The sequence below is a fragment of the Ruegeria spongiae genome, from assembly GCF_023502395.1.
GTDB classification, from domain to species: domain Bacteria; phylum Pseudomonadota; class Alphaproteobacteria; order Rhodobacterales; family Rhodobacteraceae; genus Ruegeria_C; species Ruegeria_C spongiae.
The window spans coordinates 22,282-44,346 of record NZ_JAMFMB010000019.1; the positions used below are offsets into that span (position 1 = coordinate 22,282).

At 62.0% G+C, this 22,065-nt stretch carries 22 protein-coding genes and 1 pseudogene; 9 read left to right on the forward strand and 14 right to left on the reverse strand.

The window, feature by feature from the left end:
- Positions 1-22: 22 nt before the first annotated feature.
- Positions 23-769 (forward strand): bifunctional 2-polyprenyl-6-hydroxyphenol methylase/3-demethylubiquinol 3-O-methyltransferase UbiG, encoded by a 747-nt coding sequence (gene ubiG / locus M3P21_RS14955; RefSeq protein WP_249711068.1) that lies wholly within the window; start codon positions 23-25, stop codon positions 767-769.
- 2 nt (positions 770-771) lie between these two features.
- Here ubiG and M3P21_RS14960 read toward each other — a convergent pair whose 3' ends face one another.
- From M3P21_RS14960 to M3P21_RS14975, 4 genes are read right to left on the reverse strand one after another with little or no spacing between them, the layout of a single operon-like run.
- A complete protein-coding gene (locus tag M3P21_RS14960) occupies positions 772-1,212 on the reverse strand; it encodes a MarR family winged helix-turn-helix transcriptional regulator (RefSeq protein WP_249711070.1) in 441 nt (146 codons plus the stop codon).
- 12 nt (positions 1,213-1,224) lie between these two features.
- The gene (locus tag M3P21_RS14965; protein WP_249711072.1) at positions 1,225-2,055 is read right to left on the reverse strand and encodes a carbon-nitrogen hydrolase family protein; all 831 of its coding nucleotides are present in this window, start codon (positions 2,053-2,055) and stop codon (positions 1,225-1,227) included.
- On the reverse strand, positions 2,055-2,312 hold the full coding sequence (gene grxC, locus M3P21_RS14970) for a glutaredoxin 3 (protein WP_249711074.1): 258 nt from the start codon (positions 2,310-2,312) through the stop codon (positions 2,055-2,057). The genes M3P21_RS14965 and grxC overlap by 1 nt, the downstream gene beginning before the upstream one ends.
- 37 nt (positions 2,313-2,349) lie before the next feature.
- Positions 2,350-3,078 (reverse strand): ComF family protein, encoded by a 729-nt coding sequence (locus tag M3P21_RS14975; protein ID WP_249711076.1) that lies wholly within the window; start codon positions 3,076-3,078, stop codon positions 2,350-2,352.
- Between the two features lie 16 nt (positions 3,079-3,094).
- Between M3P21_RS14975 and M3P21_RS14980 the strand changes: the two genes are divergently transcribed.
- Both M3P21_RS14980 and hemH read left to right on the forward strand, forming a co-directional pair.
- Positions 3,095-3,925, forward strand: coding sequence for a methyltransferase domain-containing protein (locus M3P21_RS14980; protein ID WP_249711078.1), 831 nt, complete (start codon positions 3,095-3,097; stop codon positions 3,923-3,925).
- Between the two features lie 57 nt (positions 3,926-3,982).
- Positions 3,983-5,044, forward strand: coding sequence for a ferrochelatase (hemH, locus tag M3P21_RS14985; RefSeq protein ID WP_249711080.1), 1,062 nt, complete (start codon positions 3,983-3,985; stop codon positions 5,042-5,044).
- Positions 5,045-5,105: 61 nt separating this feature from the next.
- Here hemH and M3P21_RS14990 read toward each other — a convergent pair whose 3' ends face one another.
- Positions 5,106-5,288 carry a hypothetical protein gene (locus M3P21_RS14990; RefSeq protein ID WP_249711082.1) on the reverse strand — a complete coding sequence of 61 codons (183 nt, stop codon included), beginning with the start codon at positions 5,286-5,288 and terminating at the stop codon, positions 5,106-5,108.
- A 139-nt stretch (positions 5,289-5,427) separates the two neighbouring features.
- Positions 5,428-6,027: a L,D-transpeptidase gene (locus M3P21_RS14995; RefSeq protein ID WP_249711085.1), complete on the reverse strand. Its 600-nt coding sequence runs from the start codon at positions 6,025-6,027 to the stop codon at positions 5,428-5,430.
- Positions 6,028-6,195: 168 nt separating this feature from the next.
- On the opposite strand from M3P21_RS14995, the gene dalA reads away from it, so the two are divergent.
- Positions 6,196-6,687, forward strand: a complete 492-nt coding sequence (gene dalA / locus M3P21_RS15000; RefSeq protein ID WP_249711087.1) for a divisome-associated lipoprotein DalA — start codon at positions 6,196-6,198, stop codon at positions 6,685-6,687.
- Positions 6,688-6,770: 83 nt separating this feature from the next.
- Here dalA and M3P21_RS15005 read toward each other — a convergent pair whose 3' ends face one another.
- The 3 genes and pseudogenes from M3P21_RS15005 to M3P21_RS15015 form a co-directional block, all read right to left on the reverse strand.
- Positions 6,771-8,039: an ABC transporter permease gene (locus M3P21_RS15005; RefSeq protein WP_249711088.1), complete on the reverse strand. Its 1,269-nt coding sequence runs from the start codon at positions 8,037-8,039 to the stop codon at positions 6,771-6,773.
- Positions 8,036-8,842, reverse strand: coding sequence for an ATP-binding cassette domain-containing protein (locus M3P21_RS15010; protein WP_249711090.1), 807 nt, complete (start codon positions 8,840-8,842; stop codon positions 8,036-8,038). The genes M3P21_RS15005 and M3P21_RS15010 overlap by 4 nt, the downstream gene beginning before the upstream one ends.
- 130 nt (positions 8,843-8,972) lie before the next feature.
- Positions 8,973-9,576 (reverse strand): annotated as a pseudogene (locus M3P21_RS15015) (ABC transporter substrate-binding protein); the annotation flags it as partial.
- A gap of 58 nt (positions 9,577-9,634) precedes the next feature.
- On the opposite strand from M3P21_RS15015, the gene M3P21_RS15020 reads away from it, so the two are divergent.
- Positions 9,635-10,357: an IclR family transcriptional regulator gene (locus M3P21_RS15020; RefSeq protein ID WP_249711092.1), complete on the forward strand. Its 723-nt coding sequence runs from the start codon at positions 9,635-9,637 to the stop codon at positions 10,355-10,357.
- Positions 10,358-10,369: 12 nt separating this feature from the next.
- Here M3P21_RS15020 and M3P21_RS15025 read toward each other — a convergent pair whose 3' ends face one another.
- The 4 genes from M3P21_RS15025 to ilvD form a co-directional block, all read right to left on the reverse strand.
- Positions 10,370-10,741 (reverse strand): hypothetical protein, encoded by a 372-nt coding sequence (locus tag M3P21_RS15025; RefSeq protein WP_249711093.1) that lies wholly within the window; start codon positions 10,739-10,741, stop codon positions 10,370-10,372.
- A gap of 9 nt (positions 10,742-10,750) precedes the next feature.
- On the reverse strand, positions 10,751-11,512 hold the full coding sequence (locus tag M3P21_RS15030) for a DUF6478 family protein (protein ID WP_249711095.1): 762 nt from the start codon (positions 11,510-11,512) through the stop codon (positions 10,751-10,753).
- A 110-nt stretch (positions 11,513-11,622) separates the two neighbouring features.
- Positions 11,623-12,216 carry a hypothetical protein gene (locus tag M3P21_RS15035; protein ID WP_249711097.1) on the reverse strand — a complete coding sequence of 198 codons (594 nt, stop codon included), beginning with the start codon at positions 12,214-12,216 and terminating at the stop codon, positions 11,623-11,625.
- Positions 12,197-13,930: a dihydroxy-acid dehydratase gene (ilvD, locus tag M3P21_RS15040; RefSeq protein WP_249711099.1), complete on the reverse strand. Its 1,734-nt coding sequence runs from the start codon at positions 13,928-13,930 to the stop codon at positions 12,197-12,199. The genes M3P21_RS15035 and ilvD overlap by 20 nt, the downstream gene beginning before the upstream one ends.
- A 188-nt stretch (positions 13,931-14,118) precedes the next feature.
- Here ilvD and M3P21_RS15045 point away from each other — a divergent pair, with 188 nt between their 5' ends.
- The 4 genes from M3P21_RS15045 to M3P21_RS15060 are packed head-to-tail and all read left to right on the forward strand — an operon-like array spanning position 14,119 to position 20,388.
- A complete protein-coding gene (locus tag M3P21_RS15045) occupies positions 14,119-17,244 on the forward strand; it encodes an ABC transporter transmembrane domain-containing protein (protein ID WP_249711101.1) in 3,126 nt (1,041 codons plus the stop codon).
- On the forward strand, positions 17,237-18,121 hold the full coding sequence (locus M3P21_RS15050; RefSeq protein ID WP_249711103.1) for a CPBP family intramembrane glutamic endopeptidase: 885 nt from the start codon (positions 17,237-17,239) through the stop codon (positions 18,119-18,121). Before M3P21_RS15045 ends, M3P21_RS15050 begins: the two co-directional genes overlap by 8 nt.
- A gap of 60 nt (positions 18,122-18,181) precedes the next feature.
- On the forward strand, positions 18,182-19,117 hold the full coding sequence (gene accD, locus M3P21_RS15055) for an acetyl-CoA carboxylase, carboxyltransferase subunit beta (protein ID WP_249711104.1): 936 nt from the start codon (positions 18,182-18,184) through the stop codon (positions 19,115-19,117).
- Positions 19,114-20,388, forward strand: coding sequence for a bifunctional folylpolyglutamate synthase/dihydrofolate synthase (locus M3P21_RS15060; RefSeq protein ID WP_249711106.1), 1,275 nt, complete (start codon positions 19,114-19,116; stop codon positions 20,386-20,388). Before accD ends, M3P21_RS15060 begins: the two co-directional genes overlap by 4 nt.
- A 951-nt stretch (positions 20,389-21,339) precedes the next feature.
- Here the strand turns inward: M3P21_RS15060 and hutC are convergent.
- Entirely contained in the window at positions 21,340-22,041 is a 702-nt protein-coding gene (hutC, locus tag M3P21_RS15065) for a histidine utilization transcriptional repressor HutC (protein ID WP_249711108.1), read from the reverse strand.
- Between the last annotated feature and the right edge of the window lie 24 nt (positions 22,042-22,065).

The window sequence follows — 22,065 nt, forward strand, 5'->3', positions numbered from 1 at the left end:
AAAAGAGCATACGGAGACGGGAATGCAAGTCTATCAATCCACCGTTGACCCGGCAGAAATTGCCAAATTCGAGGCGATGGCAGCGGAATGGTGGGATCCTGCGGGGAAATTCAAGCCTCTGCACATGCTCAACCCCTGCCGACTGGACTATATCACCGGACAGATCGCTGCCGAATTCGACCGCGACCTGACTGATTCGACCCCTTTTGCCGGGCTGCGCCTGCTTGATATCGGTTGTGGCGGCGGCTTGCTCAGTGAACCGATGGCGCGGTTGGGGGCGGATGTGGTCGGTGCCGATGCCGCCGAAGGCAACATCCCCGTCGCACAAGTGCATGCCGAGCAAGCTGGGCTGAGCATCGATTACCGCCACACCACCGCCGAGGCGCTGGCTGATGCCGGTGAACAGTTCGATGTGGTTCTGAACATGGAGGTGGTCGAGCATGTGGCCGACCCGCTGAGCTATCTGACCGCGACCCAGCGACTGTTGCGGCCCGGTGGGCTGCAAATTTGCTCGACGCTCAACCGCAATCCGAAATCCTATGCGATGGCGATTTTCGGGGCCGAGGTGGTGATGCGCTGGCTGCCGCGCGGCACCCATGAATGGTCCAAATTCATCACTCCGGGCGAATTGTTCGACCTGCTGCGGCAGGCCGGTCTGGACCCGGTGGACCGCAAGGGTTTCGTGTTCAACCCGCTGCTCTGGTCCTGGTCGGTCTCGGCAAGTGATCTGAGCGTCAACTACGTGACCGCCAGCGTCAAACCCGGCTGAGCCTAATCGTTTTCCAGCTTCAACCGCAGATCGCGCAGCACCGGCAGAACGTTGCGCACCCGCTCGGCGCCCAGATCGTCGACAAAGGCGTTGATGAGCGGCGTAATGGACGAGATCGCCTGATCCCGCGCGCGCCGGCCCGAGGGGCTGATCGCCACCATCTTGCGCCGCGCATCGTCCCAATCGGGACGGATATGCACGTATCCGGCCCATTCCAGCTTGGCCAGCGTGTTGGTGATGGCGCCCCGGGTCACGTGAAAGGTGCTGGCCAATTGAGCGGGCGTGCGCTCGTCCCCCACGAAAACCAGGTGGTTGAGCAGCGAGAAATGCGAGATTTCCATCCCTTTGGGCAACACCCGGCTGAGCCGGTTGCGCAGCAACTGGTCCGCCGTGAGAATTTCGCTGAACAGCGAAGCCGCAAGAGAGTTTGTATCGTCAGTCATTCCGGATCTGGGTCAGGGGCCATCGAAATGGCGCAAATGGGTGAGTGAGGGCACTTTCAGGCGCGCCTCTGCCACAGAACTAACATCCAGATCGAAAATGTGAATGCCTGGATCGGTGCCTGCGTCGATCAGCACCTCTCCCCAGGGTGAAACCGCCAGGCTGTGGCCATGGGTTGTTCGCTGCCTGCCCCGGCTGGTCGGATGCGTCCCGGTCTGGGCGGGCGCCAGAACATAGCAGCCGGTCTCGATCGCGCGGGCGCGCAGCAGCGATTGCCAATGCGCGGGGCCCGTGACGGGCGAGAACGCCGACGGAACGGTCAGGACCTGTGCCCCGGCCTGCGCCAATGCAGCATAGAGGTGGGGAAAGCGCAGGTCGTAGCAGATACTCAACCCCAGCTTGCCGAACGGCATATCAGCCACGACCGCGCGTGTGCCGGGTCGGTATGTCGCCGATTCGCGGTATGTCTCGGTCTCGGAAACCTGCACGTCGAACATGTGGATCTTGTCATAACGCGCCACGACCGCCCCATCCGGGTCGATCAGGACGGACCGGTTGGCAAAGCGGCCATCCGCGTCACGTGTCTTGAGCGCGAGCGAGCCGATCAGCAGCCAGACCCCCAGGTCGGCGGCCTGCTGGCGCAGGGCAGCCAGCGTGGGGTCATCCTCATCGGTGCGCAGAACCGCCCGTTGATGGGTGGTGCTGGTCGACAGGCAATTGGTAACCTCAGGCGTCAGGATGAACTCCGCCCCCTGCCGCGCCGCGTCAGCCAGCCGTTCGCGGACCATGCCGAGATTGGCGGCGGGGTCATCCGAGGACGTGATCTGCAGCAGCGCGGTGCGCATCAGGCGGCAAGCAAGCTGTCGAGCTTGCCCGCACGGTCAAGGGCATACAACTCGTCACAGCCGCCGACATGGATGTCACCGATGAAAATCTGCGGCACCGTACGTCCGCCACCTGCGCGCTTGATCATCTCAGGTTTGCGCGCGGGGTCCCGCAGCACATCGATTTCGTCGAAACGCGCGCCCTTCTGGGTCAGCAGCCGCTTGGCGGCGTGGCAAAAACCGCAGAGCGGCGACGTGTAGATTTCAACCGGTTTCATATCCTGTTCCCTTGATGTCGCGGCAATCTACGGGGAACTAGGCATCCTTGGCAACGCGCGCCAGTGTCAGCACGAAAATATGATTTGCACCGGCGCTCAGGCAGGCCTCTGTGCAGGCGGTCAGGGTCGCGCCCGAAGTCATCACATCATCCACCAACACCACGTCGCGCCCCGCGAGGCCCGCTGCATGGCTGGGGTTCACGCGAATGGCGTCTGTCAACAACGCGGCGCGCTCTTCACGTGTCTTGCCATCCAGTTTCGGGGTGGCGCGGGTGCGCAGCAACATATCCGGGCAGGTCGGCAGGTCTTTCAGGCCCGCTACATGCGTGGCCAGCAGCGCGGATTGATTGTACCGCCGCCTGAGCAGGCGTGACCAGTGCAGCGGTACCGGGATCACCAGCCGGTCCGGCTGCAGTATCCGCCCGGCAGCCTGCACCATCCACCTCGCCGCAGGTCGGGCCAGATCGGGCCGGTCGCCGTGTTTTAACGCCAGGATCATCTTGCGCGCCCGGCCCGTATAGGTCAGTGCGGCGCGCCCGTCCTGCCAGGGGCGCGACATCTGCATGCAGTCGTCGCATTCAATGCGATGGCCATCCACCTCGCCGGGCAGCGGCAACCCGCAGCTTTCGCAGATGGTGCCGGTGATCAGCGGCGTATCGCGCCAACACGGACCACAAAGCCCAAAATCGCTGGTCACCAGCTCTCCGCAGCTGACGCAACGGGGCGGATAGATCATCTCGACCGCGGTTTGAATTCCTGCCCACATGGGTTATCTGCGCGCCATGAGACTGCCACTCTCCGATACTCCGGTCCTGTTCGACCGCTCTGCCCTGCGCCACCGCCGCCAGCGGGCGCGCGCCGATGCGCTGTTTCTGCACGAGGCGGCGCTGGACGAGGTGCAGGATCGCCTGTCGCTGGTTAAGAGAGTGTTTACGGATATCGACATCGTGACGCCCTTTCCCGCGATCTGGCAGGCCACCTTTCCGCAGGCGCGGATCATCGAAGATGACGAGGTTCTGGACCTGCCGATGGGGGCAAGCGATCTGGTGATCCATGCGATGACCCTGCATCAGGCCAATGATCCGGTCGGTCAGATCATCCAATGCCGCCGCGCACTCAAACCCGACGGGCTGTTCCTGTGCGTCTGCCTGGGCGGCCAGACCCTGCATGAACTGCGCGCAACCCTTGCCCAGGCCGAGATCGAGGCGCGCGGCGGGCTCAGCCCGCGCATCGCGCCTATGGCCGAGATTCGTGACCTCGGTGCACTGCTGCAGCGTGCCGGGCTTGCGCTGCCGGTGGCGGATAGCTTCGCCCTGACCGCAGCCTATCGCGATCTGCCGCATCTGATGCAGGATCTGCGCGCCATGGGTGAGACCAATATCCTGTCTGCCCGCGACCGCCATTTCACCCGACGTTCTTTGTTTGAGAAGGCAAACAGGCTCTATTCCGACCATTTCGCCCAGCCCGACCAGAGACTACCCGCCACATTCGAGGTCATGTGCCTGACCGGCTGGGCACCCGACGACAGCCAGCCGAAACCGCTGCGCCCCGGCTCTGCCACCACACGGCTGGCCGAGGCGCTGGGCACGGGTGAGACAAAACTGCCCGATTGACGCCAGCAACATTCCATTTATCTGCAAAGACAACCTTCGAAAGTCAGGACGCCTCAGATGCTAGACGCCACTCAGCCCGCTGCCCGCCCGCAACACGCCCCGGCAGATCATCCGCCGATCCGCATAGGCAAGGTGGGCATCCTGCTGGCCAATCTGGGGACGCCTGACAACTACACCTATTGGCCGATGCGGCGCTATCTGAACGAGTTCCTCTCGGATCAGCGGGTGATCGATTACCCGGCGTGGAAATGGCAGCCGCTGCTGCAATTGATCATCCTGACGAAACGGCCCTTCACCTCGGGCGCGGCGTATAAGTCGATCTGGAACCATGACCGTGGCGAAAGCCCGCTGATGACGATCACCAAGGACCAGACCGCCAAGATGTCCGAGGCGCTGCACGCGCGCTATGGCAACCGGGTGATGGTCGATTTCTGCATGCGCTATGGAAATCCGTCGACCAAATCGAAAGTCCGCGCAATGGTCGAGGCCGGATGCGACCGCATCCTGTTCTTCCCGCTCTATCCGCATTACGCCGGGGCCACATCGGCCACCGCAAACGATCAGTTCTTTCGCGCGCTGATGGACGAGACCTGGCAACCCTCAAGCCGGACGGTTCCCGCCTATTTTGACGAACCAGCTTATATCGACGCGCTCGCCCAGTCGATCGAAACGGCCTATGCCAAGCTCGACGACCGGCCCGATATCCTCGTGTGTTCCTATCACGGGATGCCAGAGCGCTACTTGCAGCAGGGTGACCCGTATCACTGCCAATGTGTGAAAACCACGCGCCTGCTTAAGGAGCGTCTGGGCTGGCAGGACACCGATATCGTCTCGACCTTTCAGTCCCGGTTCGGGCCTGAAGAGTGGCTGAAACCCTATACCGTGGATCACGTGGCCGAGTTGGCGCGGCAGGGCAAAAAGAAGATCGCCGTCTGCGCCCCCGCCTTTTCGGCCGATTGCATCGAGACGCTGGAAGAGATCAACGAAGAGATCAAGGAGAGCTTTGAAGAGGCCGGAGGCGAGGCTTTTACCTACATTCCCTGTCTCAATGATGATGCCGCCCATATCGCGGCCCTGTCAAAAGTGGTCGGGGACAATCTGAAAGGCTGGCTGGAGTAGTTGCGCAAAAGAAAAAGGCGGGGCAAATGCCACCGCCTTTTCCAGGTTTCTTATCGTCAGCTTAGCTTGCTGCGATAGCCGCGCCCGCAACGACCAGCAGGATCAGCGGCAGCCAGATGCCACCCGACGAACCTTGGGTCTCTTCAACGATGACCGGCGGCTCAACAACGGGCTCTTCCAGGTTACCGGCAAATGCGGTCGAAGCTGCAGCAGTCAGAGCAGCGGCGAGAACGAGTTTCTTCATATTAACCTCCAGAATGCGTGCGATTCGGTATTTCCAAACCGCACTGCCAAGACTTACCTCGTGGGGTTTTCTAAGCAACTATAAGCTGGGATTGCAAATGGTTGTTGCCCATTCTCCGCCTTTGAGCCGCCAAATGTCGTCAAATAAGCAACACTTGCGTGCCCACGTTGGTCATCGCGAAAAGCTCGGCGATGTGTTCGTTATAAAGCCCGATACAGCCATTGGACGACCGACGACCGATTTTGCGCGTATCGTGAGTGCCGTGGATACGGTAGTATTTCCAGCCAAGATAAAGCGCATGGGTGCCCAGCGGGTTGTCCGGCCCTGCTGGAATGAAATCGGGCCATTCCGGGTTGCGCTTCTTCATCGACGGCGTTGGCGCCCAGGTGGGTCCCTCAACCTTGCGGATCACGCTTGTACGCCCGCGCCGGGTCATATCCTCGGTCAACGGCACGGAAGACGGATAAAGCTTGTAGGTGGCCTGATCGTCGGACCAGTAGTGCAGCGCGCGCGACTGGGTATCCACCAGAATCGCCCCGTTTCTGGTATTCGAGAAATAAGGCTGCCAGCTCAGCGCGCGAAAGCTTGAGATGTTGCGATCAACCGCCGCTTCCTCTTCCGGGGCGGGCCGCAGGGGATCGCCCGGGATGTATTGCGCAACCGCCGGCGTCGCCAGAACCGATGCCGCGCCGACAAGAAAGCCGCGCCGTGTCTGGGGTGTAATGCACTTCCGCTTCATAGCCTTGGACCTCAATTCAGAACAAATGAACTTGCCCGGCATGATATTGCCGGAAAGCCGCAGTCGCAAATCAATCCGCATCTCTTGGGCGGTGTGTTGCACACGCGCATTTGCACCTTTGCGCGGCGCGCTGTATCTGCCGGTAAAGAAACGGCTCAAGGTGACAGTATGTTGCGTCTAGTTTTGCTTGTCGGGTTGGTGCTTGGGGCTTTGGCGGCCTGCACGCCCTCATATGAGAATAACGGTTCCGGCAAGGTGTACCGAATCAGGGGTGACGAATCGAAAGTCCAGTTCCGGATGCTTGATTCGGTCAATTCCCTGCGCTCTGCCGCCGGATTGTCGACGGTACAGCTGAATGCGCAGCTCAACGCCGCCGCCGCGACCCATTCGCGGGACATGTCGGTTCAAAACCGACCCTGGCATTTCGGCTCGGACGGATCGTCACCCCTGGATCGCGCGCAGCGGGCCGGATTTTATGGCCCGTTCCTGGGCGAGGCGATCTCGGAATCCTATGAGACCGAACTGGAAACCCTGTCGGCCTGGATGGGACAGCCGGGCACCCGCTCGGTCATCATGGACACGCAGGCCCGCAACATGGGGTTTTCGTGGTTTCAGGAAAACAATGGCAAGATCTGGTGGACGCTGGAGATGGGTGGCTGATCAGCCTGCCAGCGCTGCGATGCCATAACGCAACAACCTGATGCCCGCCGCCGTGACCCATAGCGGCGGCGGGTGTCGTTGGATCAGCTTTTGCCCTTCCACGGCACCAGTACACGTTCCGCCCAGCGCATCAGCATGTCGATGCCAAAACCGATGACACCGATCAGGATGATGCCCATGATCACGATATCGGTGTTCTGAAACTTCGAGGCGACCATGATCATCATGCCCGCGCCCTTTTCGGCGGCGACCAGTTCGGCGGCCACGACCGTGCCCCAGCACACTCCCATCGCAACCCGCGCGCCGGTAAAGATTTCAGGCAACGAGTTCGGGATGATGACATAGCGCATCAACTGGGCTTTCGACGCACCCAGCGAATAGGCGGCATGCACCTTCGAGATATTGACGCCGGACACGCCCGAACGGGCGGCAATGGCCATGATCCAGAGCGCAGCAAGGAACAGCAAGATGATCTTGCCGCCCTCACCGATCCCGGCCCAGATGATCACCAGCGGGATCAACGCCAGTGGGGGCACCGGGCGCATGAATTCGACGATCGGGTCGAACCAGCCCCGGAACCAATTGGACAGGCCCATCGCATAGCCCAGCGGAATGCCAACCAGCGCGCCCAGCGCAAAACCCACGACAACCCGCATCAGCGAATAGCCCAGGTGTTCCCACAGGGTAAAGTTGCGGAAGCCCTCGCTGGCGATCTCACCCATACGGGTAAAGACGTTCTCGGGGGCGGGCAGCCAGATCGGCTCCATCTGCCAACCCTTGTCCGGGTCGATGTTCAGCGTACCGCGCTGCGACATCACCACGCGACCGAAATCGGTCGCAACCTCGCCACCCGGCGCGATGGGCTGGCCGTTCACTGCAACGATCCTGGCCCCCTCGTCGCGCCCGATCTCGTCATTCTGGTCGAGCCGGGCCAGTTTGCTGCGATAGGCGGCGATGGCCACACTGTCATCCTTGGCAAACCCCTCGCCGGGCGCCACTTCGGGCGCATCGGCAGGTTCACCGGACGGATGGACCAGAAGTGTCACCGTGGCATCGTCGCGCTGGCCGTCAGCGGTTTCGACCGTATAGGTGAAGGTGCCGTCGCCCGTGAACGGCCCCGGCGCATGCAGGAAGCCCGGCAACAACACCGATCCGGTAAACGCGCCCCACAGCACAATAATGGCGATGATCGAGATGATCGAGGCCTTGCGATCGGACACAACCGCGCTTTCGTCCCCGAAAGTCACCGTTTTCAACGAGGTGAAATCCTGGCGCTGCGTGCCCGCCGTGACCAGCTTCACCACGAAGTAGGCAGCGACGAACATTGCGACATATATGAGAATGGGGATCATTGTGCCGCCTCCGTCCGTCCCATGATTTCTTCTTCCATATCCCAGATCATGCCCAGGATTTCTTCGCGGTTCTTTGCAAATTCCGGGTGTTTCTTGACCTCGCGCAGGTCCTGATCCACGCCCATATCCGCGAAGTGCAGCTGGTATTCCTTGTGGATGCGCCCCGGACGCGGCGCCATCACCAGCAATCGCTCACCCAGCAGCAGCGCCTCTTCCACCGAGTGGGTGATCAAGATGATGGTCTTGCCGGTCTCTTTCCAGAGCTTGAGCACCAGCGACTGCATCTTTTCGCGGGTCAGCGCATCCAGCGCGCCCAGCGGTTCATCCATCAGGATGACATCGGGATCATTGGCCAGACAGCGCGCCAGCGCCACGCGCTGCTGCATGCCGCCCGACAACTCGTAAATTGCCTTTTCCTTGAACTCCTGCAGGCCGACAACCTCAAGCAGGTGATCGACCTCGCCGCGATAGTCCGCCTCGCGCTGCCCCTTCATGCGGGGACCAAAGCTGACATTGTCGCGCACGCTCATCCATTCGAACAATGCGCCTTGCTGGAACACCATGCCCCTTTCGGCATCCGGCCCGGTGACCGTGTGCCCGTTCATCACGATCTGACCTTCGGTCGGGGCCAGAAAACCGGCGACGATGTTCAGCAGCGTTGTCTTGCCGCAACCCGACGGCCCCGGCACGCTCATCAACTCGCCTTCATTGAGATGCAGCGACACGTCCTTGAGCGCCTGAACGGAGCCACCGTTCGGCAGGTCAAACCGCATCGAGATCTTTTCAATTGAAAGTCCGGACATGCTCCGCCTTTCCCTTCTGCATGATTTGAGGGTTTTGACCTATCCCCAGAGGGCGTCTCGGCGGTTCACCTGAACCGCTTACGGACGCAATGCCCGAGAGCGACGGGGAACCGCCGCTCTCGGCTGGTGCTCACATGCCGTTTGCCGTCGTCAAAGGCCCGGCGTTCACGGTGCCCTCATACGAGTCGAGCGCGCTGCCAATGCTGCCCGACGTCACAAAGACATCTGCCACGCCTTTCATGAAGTCCTGCGCACCGCCGCCAAGCCACTTGTCACCCAGTTGGTCTTCGACACTGGGAAAGGTGAAGGTCGCGATGGTTGCCTGGGTGTCCGCTTTCTCTCATCCGGCGCAGGGCCCCGCCCCAGCCACATGCCATATCGACCGAGCCCTGCGACAGGGCGGCCGCACCCTCGGCGGGCGCCATATCCACAACGTCAAGACTGTCCAGCGGAACACCGAAATGCGCCATCTGGCTCAGGAAACCATAATGCGCCGCCGTGCCCAGCGGTACGGCAACTTTCTTGCCCGCCAGTTCACCGGCGGTTTCCTTGTCGATCTCATGCGCGGCCGCAACAACGCAGTTATCATTCTCGGAATAGCTGACTGCCAACTCCACGATCTGGATGTCCTGACCCGCGCTTGCGGCAACCACATAAGGCGGCACGCCCTGTTTGACCGAGATCTGCACGTCACCCGACGCCATTGCCGCGCTCATTGCCGTGCCGGTGTCAAAGCGGGACCGGATGGGCAGAGCCGCCGAAAGCTTGATCGTCACCAAATGTGCCACCATCATGGATGTACTGACACGGGCCCGCCATCCGATGGTCTTTTTCGAAATTGTCAACGCCACCCAGTTCGTCAAATGCTCGTGCCATCGGATTCTGGCCGTCCTGCAAAACGAAGAGCTGGTCGAATATGACAAGGAAAGCCGCACCTACAAGACCGGGCAGCGGCTCCATCGCTGGGCCCGCGCCGCCTGGAATCGCTCGGATCTGCAGCAGGTGGCGGCGGTTCCGATAACGGCGCTCAGTGAAGAAACAAATATGAATACGGCGCTGATCGTGCTGGATCACCACGAGATCCTGTATCTCAGAACGTCGAATTTCGACGCCGTGCGTTATGCTCCCCACGCCGGAGACCGCGCGCCGCTGCATTGTACGGCGGCGGGCAAGGTGCTTCTGGCACATATGTCAGAGGCGCAGTGGCAGGCCTATATCCAGTCTGCGTCGCTGGAAAAATACACCGAGTACACCCATACCTCAACCGAAGCGCTTGCCGCTGAGCTGCCGAAAGTGCGTGAAGCGGGCTACGCCACCGCGATCCGTGAGGAATTTCTTCAGGTCATGGGCATGTCGATCCCGATCTGGAACGATCAGAACAAAGTGGCCGCCTGCCTGTCGCTGTGGACGCTTACGGCCAGTTTCGACCCTGACAGTTTCGTCGCCCATGCACCACGCCTGCAGGAGGTGGCGCGCGGGGTATCGAACCGGATCGGCGGCGCTGTCCCCACCTGACCCTGTCAGCGTCTACATGGTCTCGATACAGTGACGCCGAAACGCCCGCTTCAGCATGTCCAGCTCAGCGCGCAACAGATCGACCTCGGCGTGCAGAGTGTCCGACGCAGCCTCGCCTGCGATCAGCGCGAAATCACCAAGTTTGACACCCGTGGTACGGTCGAAGATCACAAAGCTCTGAACCCCGTCGGCAATCGCCTGCCGTGGTATGGTGATCCGCAGGTCCCAACCCTCGCCATCTGCCTCGGTCAGTTCGACGGTTTCGACCGGCTCGTCTTGATGCGTCACCCCGATCTCGGGGGGGTGTTCCGTTGTCGCGCCGGTCAGACGGCCTTCCCAAACGCCGTTGCGCAGCCGGAATTTGGTGAGTGTCAGCTCGCTCATGCGGTCCCCTTACAATGCGGCGCGGCGGACCCGGCACAGGGTCAGGTCGCGGATAACGACCTGATTGAAATCGGGCGCCTCAAAGATCAGGTCGAGCCAGATCTTCTCGATGCGTTTTTCGTTCAGACGGGAATAGGCGAGGTCGAACTCCACCATCACATCCTCATCGCCCAGCGGCAGTTCGCGCACGATCTGTTCGGTATTGGGACCGTGGCGGATGTTCAGACGGGCGAAGATCTCGATCGGTTTTTCCGAGGTGATCTCGATATCGACCCGTATCAGATGCCCGCGCGACAGGCCGTCGGCCGCCTCGGGTGGAAAATCCACCACCAGCGACAGAAACGAGCCTTCGAATTGCAGGACATCCATGCGCATTCCGTAAGGCGCCAGATCCGCCTCGCGCAGGTTGCGGCATTGCCGGAGCGTCAGTTCGGATTGGACGCAGTCGTGAAACAGCGTCACCTCATCGCCCAGTGCGGTCCGGTTCGGGGCCCAGGATACCCCGGGCACCGGCAATGGTCCGCGCCACAGCTCTGGCCGCCAGGACCAGTCGGTGCCATGCGGCTTGGGAAAGAACGAGGACCCGATCGCGGGCAGCGCCAACCGCCCGTCGGCGGCATGGATCAGCCGGTCAAGCTGAGTACGCAATTCACGTGCCTGAGCGCGCTGCTGGCGCAGGGTGGGCAAATCGGTATCGTCCGATTGCTGCGCCACCAGGCGCCAGTGCCGCAGCGCGCGCATTTGGAACAACCGATCCAGAACCCTGCTCATCTTCCGTCCGCCGTTGGTGACGTGTGTTGCCCATCTGTTTAGCGAAAGGAGGCCCGCCAGATAAACCCACTAACGTCCGCACAATGGCTTTTTTCCGGGCTGAGGGCAGATCAGCCCGGACCGGACGTGGCGTTTGCGCTGGCCGCGCGGGTCCGCCGGGCCAGTTCCGACAACAGGCGCGCGCCGCGATCGCCCAGCATCGGGCTGCCTTCTTCGGCGTAAAGCGCCAATGCAACAACATGGCCGTTCGCCGCGAACCCCGAGCGCCAGACCTGCTTGCTGGCGCCACGCACCCGGTGGCTTGTCTCGTCGAAGCGGATAACCGGCATGCCGCCATAATTGCGTGTGGCCGAGGGTTTCGCCGGGGCGGCAGACCGGGTGATGGCCTGGGCGTCGGGCTGAACGGCATCGGCGCGCGCTTGGGTGGTTACCGTGATCAGGGCCAGCCCCTGCGCATTCTTGCCCGCGCCTGTGCCCAGCGCTTCGCAGCGGGCCAGCAGGGCAAAGCTGTTGCTATTGCCATTCCCGATCGAGCGCTGTTCGACGCAATAGCCGCGCGGCGCGCGGAGCACGATATCGCCGCCCGCCAACACGACGGATCGGGGCAGCGCCTGATTCTGCTGCGGTGCGGCAAGCTCGTCGCAACCGGCAAGCAGGGCCAGCGCGAGGGCGGCGATACGGACCTTAGAGGTCCATGTATTCATGCTTTTCAGCCTTGCCGCCGGGGTGGGTCACCGCGCCCTTGTAAGTCTCGCCGACAAGCTGCGCGTATTTCCACAGCGCGCCCGAGGCATAGATCGTCTCGCGCGGGCCGGACCATGCCGCCTTGCGCGCGGCAAGCTCATCGTCGCTGAGGTCGACCGTGATCGCGCCTTCCATGGCGTTGAGCGTGATCATGTCGCCGTTCTGCAGCAGGGCGATGGGGCCGCCATGAGCCGCCTCTGGTCCGACATGACCGACGCAGAAGCCGCGCGTCGCGCCCGAGAAGCGACCATCGGTGATCAGCGCCACCTTCTTGCCCATGCCCTGACCGGACAGCGCCGCCGTGGTCGCCAGCATCTCGCGCATGCCGGGACCGCCTGACGGGCCTTCGTTGCGGATGACGAACACGTCGCCTTCCGCGTATTCGCGTTTCTGCACCGCATCAAAGGCGTCCTGTTCACATTCGAACACCCGCGCCGGGCCGGTGAAGCTGAGTTGTTCCTCGCTCATGCCCGCGATCTTCACGATGGCGCCTTCGGGGGCCAGATTGCCTTTCAGGCCAACAACACCACCCGTGGTCGAGAGCGGGGTTTCCACCGGATGGATGACTCGCCCATCTGCGGCGCGGTCGATCTTCTCCAGTTCCTCGCCCATGGAATAACCCGAGGCAGTCATGCAATCCTCGTGCAGCAACCCGGCCTTGCTGAGCTCTTTCATCACCGCTGGCACACCGCCCGCCTCATAGAGGTCTTTGGCCACGAACTGCCCGCCGGGCTTGAGGTCAACGAAATAGGGCGTGTCGCGGAAGATTTCACAGACATCTTCCAGATAGAAATCGATCCCCGCCTCATGCGCCATGGCAGGCAGGTGCAGACCGGCATTGGTCGACCCGCCGGTGCAGGCCACGATCCGCGCGGCGTTTTCCAGCGACTTGAGCGTCACGATATCGCGGGCGCGGATGTTCTTTTCGATCAGGTTCATTACCGCCTCACCCGAGGCCTCGGCATATTGGTCGCGGCTCTCGTAGGGGGCTGGCGCACCGGACGAGTTGAACAGCGCCAGACCGATCGCCTCGGACACGCAGGCCATGGTGTTGGCAGTAAACTGGCCGCCGCAGGCCCCGGCGCTGGGACAGGCGACCTGTTCCAGCTTTTCCAGCTCGCAGGTGGTCATGTTGCCCGCCTGATGCTGGCCGACCGCCTCGAACACGTCCTGAACGGTAACATCCTTGCCTTCCAGACGGCCCGGCAGGATCGAACCACCATAGATGAAGACCGACGGCACGTTCAGCCGGATCATCGCCATCATCATCCCCGGCAACGACTTGTCGCAGCCCGCCAGACCAACGATGGCGTCATAGCAATGGCCGCGCATGGTCAGCTCGACCGTGTCGGCAATCGCCTCGCGCGAGGCAAGTGACGAGCGCATGCCCTCGTGCCCCATGGCGATGCCGTCGGTCACGGTGATGGTGGTGAACTCGCGCGGGGTGCCGCTGGCGGCCTTGACGCCAAGCTTGACCGCCTGCGCCTGACGGCTGAGCGCGATGTTGCAGGGCGCGGCCTCGTTCCAGCAGGTGGCGACGCCGATCAGCGGCTGATGAATTTCGTCCTCGCTGATACCCATCGCATAAAGGTAGGACCGGTGCGGCGCGCGCTCTGGCCCCTCGGTCACATGGCGGCTGGGCAATTTGGACTTGTCGAACTTGCGCTTGAGCATGGCTGGACTCCCGGAAGAATGGTTCAGATGGCAATAGCCCCCTGCCGCGGGCGACACAAGTGGCATGGAAATCCATTGATCCCCGCGTCTTGTAATCCACCGGGCCAGTGCTTACCGTCCGTCATCCGGTGACAGTGGGATTTCCGCGCCGTGCCGTGGACGTTTTTACCTGAAACAAGGGACGGGTGATGGAACCCACACTGTTTTCATTCATCTGGAAGCATTCGAAACGGCAGCAGCTTTATCTGCTGATGCTGACGGTGATCTCGTTCCCGTTCCTCTATGCCTCGCTGGAACTGCCCAAGCGCATCATCAACGATGCCATTGGCGCTACGACGGGTGTGATCAATCTATGGGGATTCGACCTGACGCAAGTGCAGTATCTGCTGGTGCTGTGTTTTGCGTTTCTGGCCACGGTGATCGCCAGCGGTTTCATGAAAATGCGTATCAACACGAAGAAGGGCGTGTTGTCGGAACGGATGCTGCGGCGGCTGCGCTATCAGCTGATCAGCCGCATGATGCGCTTTCCGCGACCCTATTTTGCCACCACCAGCCAGGGCGAGCTGGTCTCGATGATCACCTCCGAGGCCGAACCGATGGGCGGGTTGATGGGCGATGCGGTGGCGCAGCCGGTGTTCCAGCTGGGGCAAATGCTGACCATCGTGACCTTCCTGTTCATGCAGAGCGTCTGGTTCGGGCTGGCCTCGATCGCGCTGATCCCGCTGCAGGCCTGGCTGATCCCGATGCTGCAGCGCCAGATCAACCTGCTGAACAAGGACCGCATCCAGCAGGTCCGCCGCCTGTCATCAGAGATCGGCGAAAGCGCAGCCGGTATCTCGGACCTGCGCGCCAATGGTGGCTGGCGCTACCGAATGGCGATTTTCACCAACCGGCTGGGCAAGCTGTTCGATATCCGGTTCAGGATTTATCAGAAGAAATTCTTCATGAAGTTCCTGAACAATCTGATCACTCAGATGACGCCGTTCCTCTTCTACTCGGCGGGCGGCTATCTGGCGATCAAGGGAGAGATTACGGTGGGCGCGCTGGTGGCAGCCCTTGCCGCCTACAAGGACCTGTCCAGCCCGTGGAAAGAGCTGCTGACCTATTACAACCAGGTGCAGGACATGTCACTGCGCTGGGAGATCGTGACCGAGCGGTTTGCCCCGCGCAACATGATCCCGTCCAAGCTGTTCGACGGCGAACCGGCGGATATTCCCCACCTGACCGGCGCGATCGAGATGCGCAACGTGACGGTGCGCGATCAGGACGGCAACACCATCCTCGAAGACGTCAACATGACCATCCCGCCCGGCGCGCGGGTGGCGGTCCGGTCAAGTCGGCAATCCGAACGCAGCGCCATCGCGCAACTGCTGACCCGCGAGATGCTACCGACCCATGGGGATGTCCTCCTCTCCGGGCATAATGTGAAAGAGCTGCATCAGTCGGTGATTGCCGCGCGCGTAGGATACGCCCATTCGCGCCCCTATCTGTTTGACGGCACGCTGGGTGACAACCTGCTGATGCCGCTGCGGACCAAACCGCAACATGATGCGGACCATGAACATCCGCGCCCACCCGACCGGCGGCAGGCAGAGGCGCTCCGCGCGGGCAATAGCGGCGATTCGCTGGATGAGAACTGGCTTGATCCAAGCCTTGCCGGCCTGCCTGATGGCGAGGGCATCCGCGACTGGTGGTTCCAGCTGGTCGAGGCGATGGGGATCGACGAATTCATGCTGCGCCGCACCTTGCGGTCCCGGCTCGACCCGGACCTGCATCGCGTGCTTGCCCGCGATGTCGTGGCTCTGCGCGGCAAGGTCCGCGAGGCCATCGCGGCACGCGGGCTGGAGGATCTGGTCAACCGCTTCGACCGCGAGACGTTCAACCCGTCGGTGGCCATCAGCGGCAACCTTCTCTTTGCCGAGCCGACCGGTGATCTGCAGGCCGAGGCGCTTGTCAAAAACGGTGAATTCATCGCGATGATGGAAGAGCTTGGTCTCGATGACGAGGCCGTGATGATCGCCACCACGGTGATTGACGACCTGCGGCAGACCTTTGGCCGCGATGGCATTGACCACCCGCTGTTCCAGCGTCTGGGGCTGGATGAGGACATCTACCGCCGATTGCTCGACATTGCCGAGCGCCGCGAAGAGGATGGCGATCAGGCCCTGAGCGACGACGAAGAAGCCTTGCTGGTGGCGGTGCCCTTCCTGCTGACCGCCGAACAGATCGGCCCCAGCTTTTCGGACGCGTTCAAGGACAAGATCCTCGCCATGCGCCGCGCCCATGCCGACCGGCTGACCGAGGCCTCGCATGGCATGTTCGAGACCATCCGCGAGGACCGCTACCTGCCCCGTTTGAGTGTCGCCGAAAACGCGCTGTTCGGGCGGGTGTCGCAGATGGCGGGCGCGCGCGCCGAAGAGATCGAGGATGTGGTCGCCGAGGTGTTGACCGAGGCCGGGCTGCGCCGCCGCCTGGCGGCAATCATCTACGACCTGCCTTCGGGATTGGGCGGCAACAGTCTGCCCACCGTGTTCCAGGAACGAACCGCCTTTTCCCGGGCGGGCATCAAGCGCCCCGATATCCTGATCCTCGACAAGGCGCTGGCCAGCCACGATTCCCAGAGCCGGTTGCGCACCCGGCAACGCCTGCGCGAATTGCTCCCGAAATCGATCATGATCTTCATGGAAGACAGCTTTGCCCACCCCGAGGCCTATGACCTGTTCATCGAAATCGAAAACGGTCGCATCGACGGTGTGGCGGGGGTTCAGATGGACGGTCTGGACGAGAGCGGTGCGGCGGATCTGAGCCGCAAGCTCAACATCATCGCGGGAACCGACCTGTTCGGCAACCTGAACGCCCGCAACCAGAAGCTTCTGGCCTATTCGGCGCAATGGTACGAGGTCGGGGCAGGGCAGACGATCTTTGCCGCCGGGCAGCAGGCCGATGCCGCCTATCTCTGTGTCGAGGGCAGCGCCCTGCTGCGCTGGCCCGGCCAAGAGGACGACGCCCGCATCATAAGCGAGATCGAACCCGGCCGCCTGATCGGCGACCTGTCGATCATCATGCGCCGGACCCGGAGCATGAATCTGGTGGCGCAGGAGGACAGCAAGTTTCTCAGGATCGGCGGCGAGGAACTCCGTGCGGTGATCGAAAGCGATGCCGAGGTGGCCGTGCAATTGCTGGAAACCGTCTCGGGCTATCTGATGGGGGCCGGAGAGCGTATTCAGGACATCATAAACAGCGGTTATGATCCCGATCTTAGGAACATGCCCGACGTGATGCGCACAGATGCAGGTGACCCACGCAATGATTGACACGCCCTACGCCGCGCATGAGGCCCTCGTGGCCCCCTGCCGCCCCCGGCAGGCGCTCTGGCGCATGCTGCTGGGGTTGGTGATCGTGTCGGTGACGCTGTTTGTCGGCTACACTGTGGTCTGGCGAGCGCTGGCGGCGGGATCGCATGAGCTTGCCATGTCCTTCATCACCGGCGATTCTGCAGCCGGGCTGCTGATGCTGCTCGCCAGCTTCGGCTTCATGACGCTTGGCGTCACGCTGGCAGTGCGCCAGTTGCAGCGCCGCAGCCTGCAAAGCGTGACCGGAGACCTGCGCCTGATGATCCGGCAGTTCTGGCAGGTGTTCAGGCTGTTGGTTCTGATGATGCTGGCGGTCTTTGTGTTGCCGCCTTACAGCTTCGGCGCGCCGCTGACGCCGAATCTGACGTTCGGTGCCTGGCTGTTCCTGCTTCCCCTGTCGCTGTTGGCGGTGCTGATCCAGGTCAGCGCCGAGGAAATCCTGTTTCGCGGGTACCTGCAGCAATCCCTTGCCGCGCGGTTCCGCAGCCCGCTGATCTGGATGCTGCTGCCCTCGATCCTGTTCGCTTTCGGCCATTATTCACCAGAACAGGCGGGAGAGAATGCCCTGCTTGTCGTTGCGTTGACCGGGATCTTCGGGTTGCTGATGGCCGATATCACGGCGCGGGCGGGTACGCTGGGCCCCGCCATCGCGCTGCATTTCACCAACAATGTCGTGGCGTTGCTGATCGTGGGCTTCCCTGACATGCTCAGCGGGCTGGCGCTTTACCTCACGCCGTTCGACATGTCGGATACCGGCGCGCTGCGTTTGTGGCTGCTTGTGGACCTGGTCATGATGGTCTGCGCCTGGCTTGTGGCGCGCATTGGGTTGCGTCGCTGATTGCAATTTCGGGCACGGCGTCTTATCTGGGCGCGTGCATGTTCGACCTGAGGTTCCTGAATGAACTGGATCACCAACTATGTCCGGCCCCGGATCAACTCGATCTTTTCGCGCCGGGAGATGCCCGAGAACCTCTGGCATAAATGCAAAGAATGCGGAACCATGCTGTTCCATCGCGAGCTCAGCGACAATCTGAACGTCTGCACCAATTGCGACCACCACATGGCGATCACCCCACGCGAGCGGTTCACCGCGCTGTTTGATGGCGGTGTCTTTACCGACGTGGCGGTGCCCGAGCCCAAAGCCGATCCGCTGCAGTTCCGCGATCAGAAGAAATATCCCGACCGTATGAAGGCGGCGCAGAAAGCCACCGGCGAGAAAGAGGCGATGCTGGTCGCCAGAGGAGAGATCGGCCGCACGCCGATCATTGCCGCCGCCCAGGATTTCTCGTTCATGGGCGGGTCGATGGGGATGTATGTGGGCAATGCCATCATCGCTGCCGCGCAGGAGGCGGTGAGGCTGAAGCGCCCGCTGATCCTGTTTTCCGCCGCTGGCGGCGCGCGCATGCAGGAAGGCATCCTGTCGCTGATGCAGATGCCCCGCACCACCGTCGCGGTCGAGATGCTGAAAGAGGCGGGCCTGCCCTATATCGTGGTTCTGACCCATCCGACCACCGGCGGCGTCACCGCGTCTTATGCGATGCTGGGCGATGTGCATATCTCGGAACCCAACGCGCTGATCTGCTTTGCCGGGCCGCGCGTGATCGAACAGACCATCCGCGAGAAGCTGCCCGAAGGCTTTCAGCGCGCCGAATACCTGCTGGATCACGGCATGCTGGACCGGGTGACGAAACGGACCGAGATGCGCGATGAGTTGATCACCATCACCCGGATGCTGATGAACCAGCCGCCTGCGGTGCGCGGCGATCTGCCTGCGCCCGAACCAGAGGCGGAGGCCACCAAAGCGCCCGTTGAAAAGGCACCGGCCAAGAAATGAACGCGGCACAATCCGACATCATCCTTGAGAGGATGATGGCGCTGCACCCCAAGATCATCGACCTGACGCTGGACCGGGTCTGGCACCTGCTTGCCGCGCTGGACAACCCGCAGCACAGGCTGCCGCCGGTCATCCATATCGCAGGAACCAATGGCAAGGGCTCAACCCTTGCGATGATCCGCGCCGGGCTGGAAGGGGCCGGGCTGCGCGCCCATGCCTATACCTCGCCGCACCTGGCGCGGTTTCACGAACGAATCCGCCTGGCCGGAACACTGATTTCCGAACCCGACCTGACGGCGGTTCTCGATGAATGTTACGCCGCCAACGATGGCGCCTCGATCACCTATTTCGAGATCACGACCATCGCCGGGCTGCTCGCTTTCTCGCGGGTTCCGGCGGATTACACCCTGCTCGAAGTGGGTCTGGGCGGCCGGCTGGACGCCACCAACGTGATCGACCATCCGGCGCTTTGTGTCATAACGCCGATCTCGGTCGATCATGAGCAGTTCCTTGGCGACACGATCACCAAGATCGCAACCGAGAAGGCCGGGATCATCAAGCGCGGCGTGCCGGTCATCGTCGGCCCGCAGCCTGAAGAGGCAATGGAGGTTATCGAGGCCACCGCTGCCCGACTCGGCGCGCCGATGCTCGCCTATGGTCAGCACTGGCATGCATATGAAGAACGCGAGCGGTTGATCTATCAGGACGAAACCGGGCTGCGTGACCTGCCGCTGCCGACTCTGCTGGGCGCGCATCAGGTTCAGAATTCCGGTGCGGCGCTGGCGGTTCTGCGTCACCTGAACCTGGGCGACGCCGCCTATGAGGCTGCCGTGACTCGCGCCGAATGGCCAGCGCGCATGCAGCGCCTCAGGACCGGCCCGCTGGTTGACAGCGCGCCCGAGGCCGAGCTCTGGCTTGATGGCGGTCACAATGCTGCCGCTGGCCATGCGCTGTCCGACCTGCTTGCACGGCTTCCGAAACGACCCACGCATATGATCTGCGGCATGCTCAACACCAAGGATGTCACTGGCTACCTGTGCCCGCTGGCGGTGCAGGCCGACAGCCTGACCGCCGTGTCGATCCCGGGCGAGGCCAACACGCTGCCCGCCGCTGAGACCGCTGCCGCCGCGCAATCGGTTGGCCTGGCTGCGAGTACTGCAGATAGTGCTGCCGCCGCGCTGCAAGCGATCACACGGACCGACCCCCAGGCCCGCGTACTGATATGCGGTTCGCTCTATCTGGCGGGTCATATCCTGCGCGAGAACGGCTGAACCCTTCTCTCGATTCTCCTGAGAATTTGGGGGTCCCCGCCGGAGAGGAGGGGGGTTCTCTCCGACGGGGTAGGCCAGACCGGGTGTAGCTGCTGTGTCTGGCCCGCAGCGGGAATTACCGGACTAGAAGCCCGGCAGATCCTGCCGCAGCATCAAGGCGTGACCCGGAACAGAAATATTATCCCGGAAACTGATGGGGCGGGATCTGGGGGATAGATCCGGTGCCCCGACGCCTTGAAGCGTTCTGATGTCATTGCCTGCAAAAATTGCAGAACTGCTTTGCGAAACGCCAGCTAAGCTGGCGCCACTGCCAAGTTGAACGTCGGTCGCGACTGCGTCATGCCTGTTGCGTCGCGTTGCACAGGTAAATCCGCCGTAACTGGCAGATGCCCGAACCTTCGTCACTTTATTTAGGGCCGATCGGCCGGAAGTCACGCGCCAGCCACCTTCGCAACGCAGGTGCGAAGAGAGCCGTATTGACGGCGTGTTTTCCGTTACCTCGAACATGTCTGCCCCATTTTGCGCGTTTAGCGCTAGCTTGAAGTCCCTTTGGACGCTGAATCACCTGCGTCGCAAGTCCAAATACATTGATGACCGTATCATATCACACGGTGAGCGGAAATGCGCCTACGCAATTGCAGGTTGCTGGCAAAATTTGGCGCGAAACTGGACTTTAGTAAGCTTCGCCGCCCCTGTGACGCGGGAATTCTCCTTGCACAATGCGGTTTGCGCCGATTTCCCCGAACACCCTGGCGAGCGTGATGATACGAGCCCATCCAAAGTCTATCGTCGCAAATGGCATTGAGAAACAGTCGAAATGCCCCGCAATTCAGTAATACCCGTATCAGGCGATTCGCTCGGCGGATCGAACCGGCAGATTTTCTGTATTGACCAAAACCAGAAGGCGCATGCCGCCCATTTCCATCACGGGTCCCATATCGGACAGCGCGGTCAGTACCGCGTGCGCATCTGATAGCCCTGATGAAAGGTCATGCGCACAAAGGTCACAGGCTCGGACCGGAACCAGGTCGTCCGTTCCATCTGAAACAGCGGCGTGCCCGTTGGGACGGCAAGAAATTCGCTCAGGCTTGCGCTTGCGGGCACCGCTGAAAACGCCACTTCCGCGTCCGAGAACGGAACCTCGGCCAACAGCCATTCGTTGGGGCCCACCGAAAGGAAGTCAGCCTCGATCACATGCGGAACAGCCTGGACATTGATCCAGCGTTCCTCGAACTGGAAAGGCCGGTCGTCAGCGAAGTGCATACAGCACAGATGCAGGACTTGCCCGGGGTCGGTCAGCCCGATCTTGGCCTGCAGCCAGGGCGGACAGGCCATCAGGTCCCGGCTGACCAGCGAATAGCGATAGGCGGCGTTCATCTCTTCGACGGTTTGGCGGACGACCGCTATTTCCAGCTTCGCCTGTTTGGTCGGGCTGAGAGCAACCCGCGTACCGCTCTTGCGCTTCCGGTCGACGATGCCGCGCTCGGCCAGTTCGCGCAGAGCGCGGTTAACGGTTGCACGCGCACAGCCAAATTCGGCGGCCAGCTCAAGCTCGGTCGGCAGAACCGTTCCTTGAGGCCAGCGCCTGTTCTGGATGCGTGCAACAACCTCGTCGCGTATGTCCTGATAACTGATGGTTTTGCGATCAGCCATTTCGCCCCCTGCGCATAAATCCGG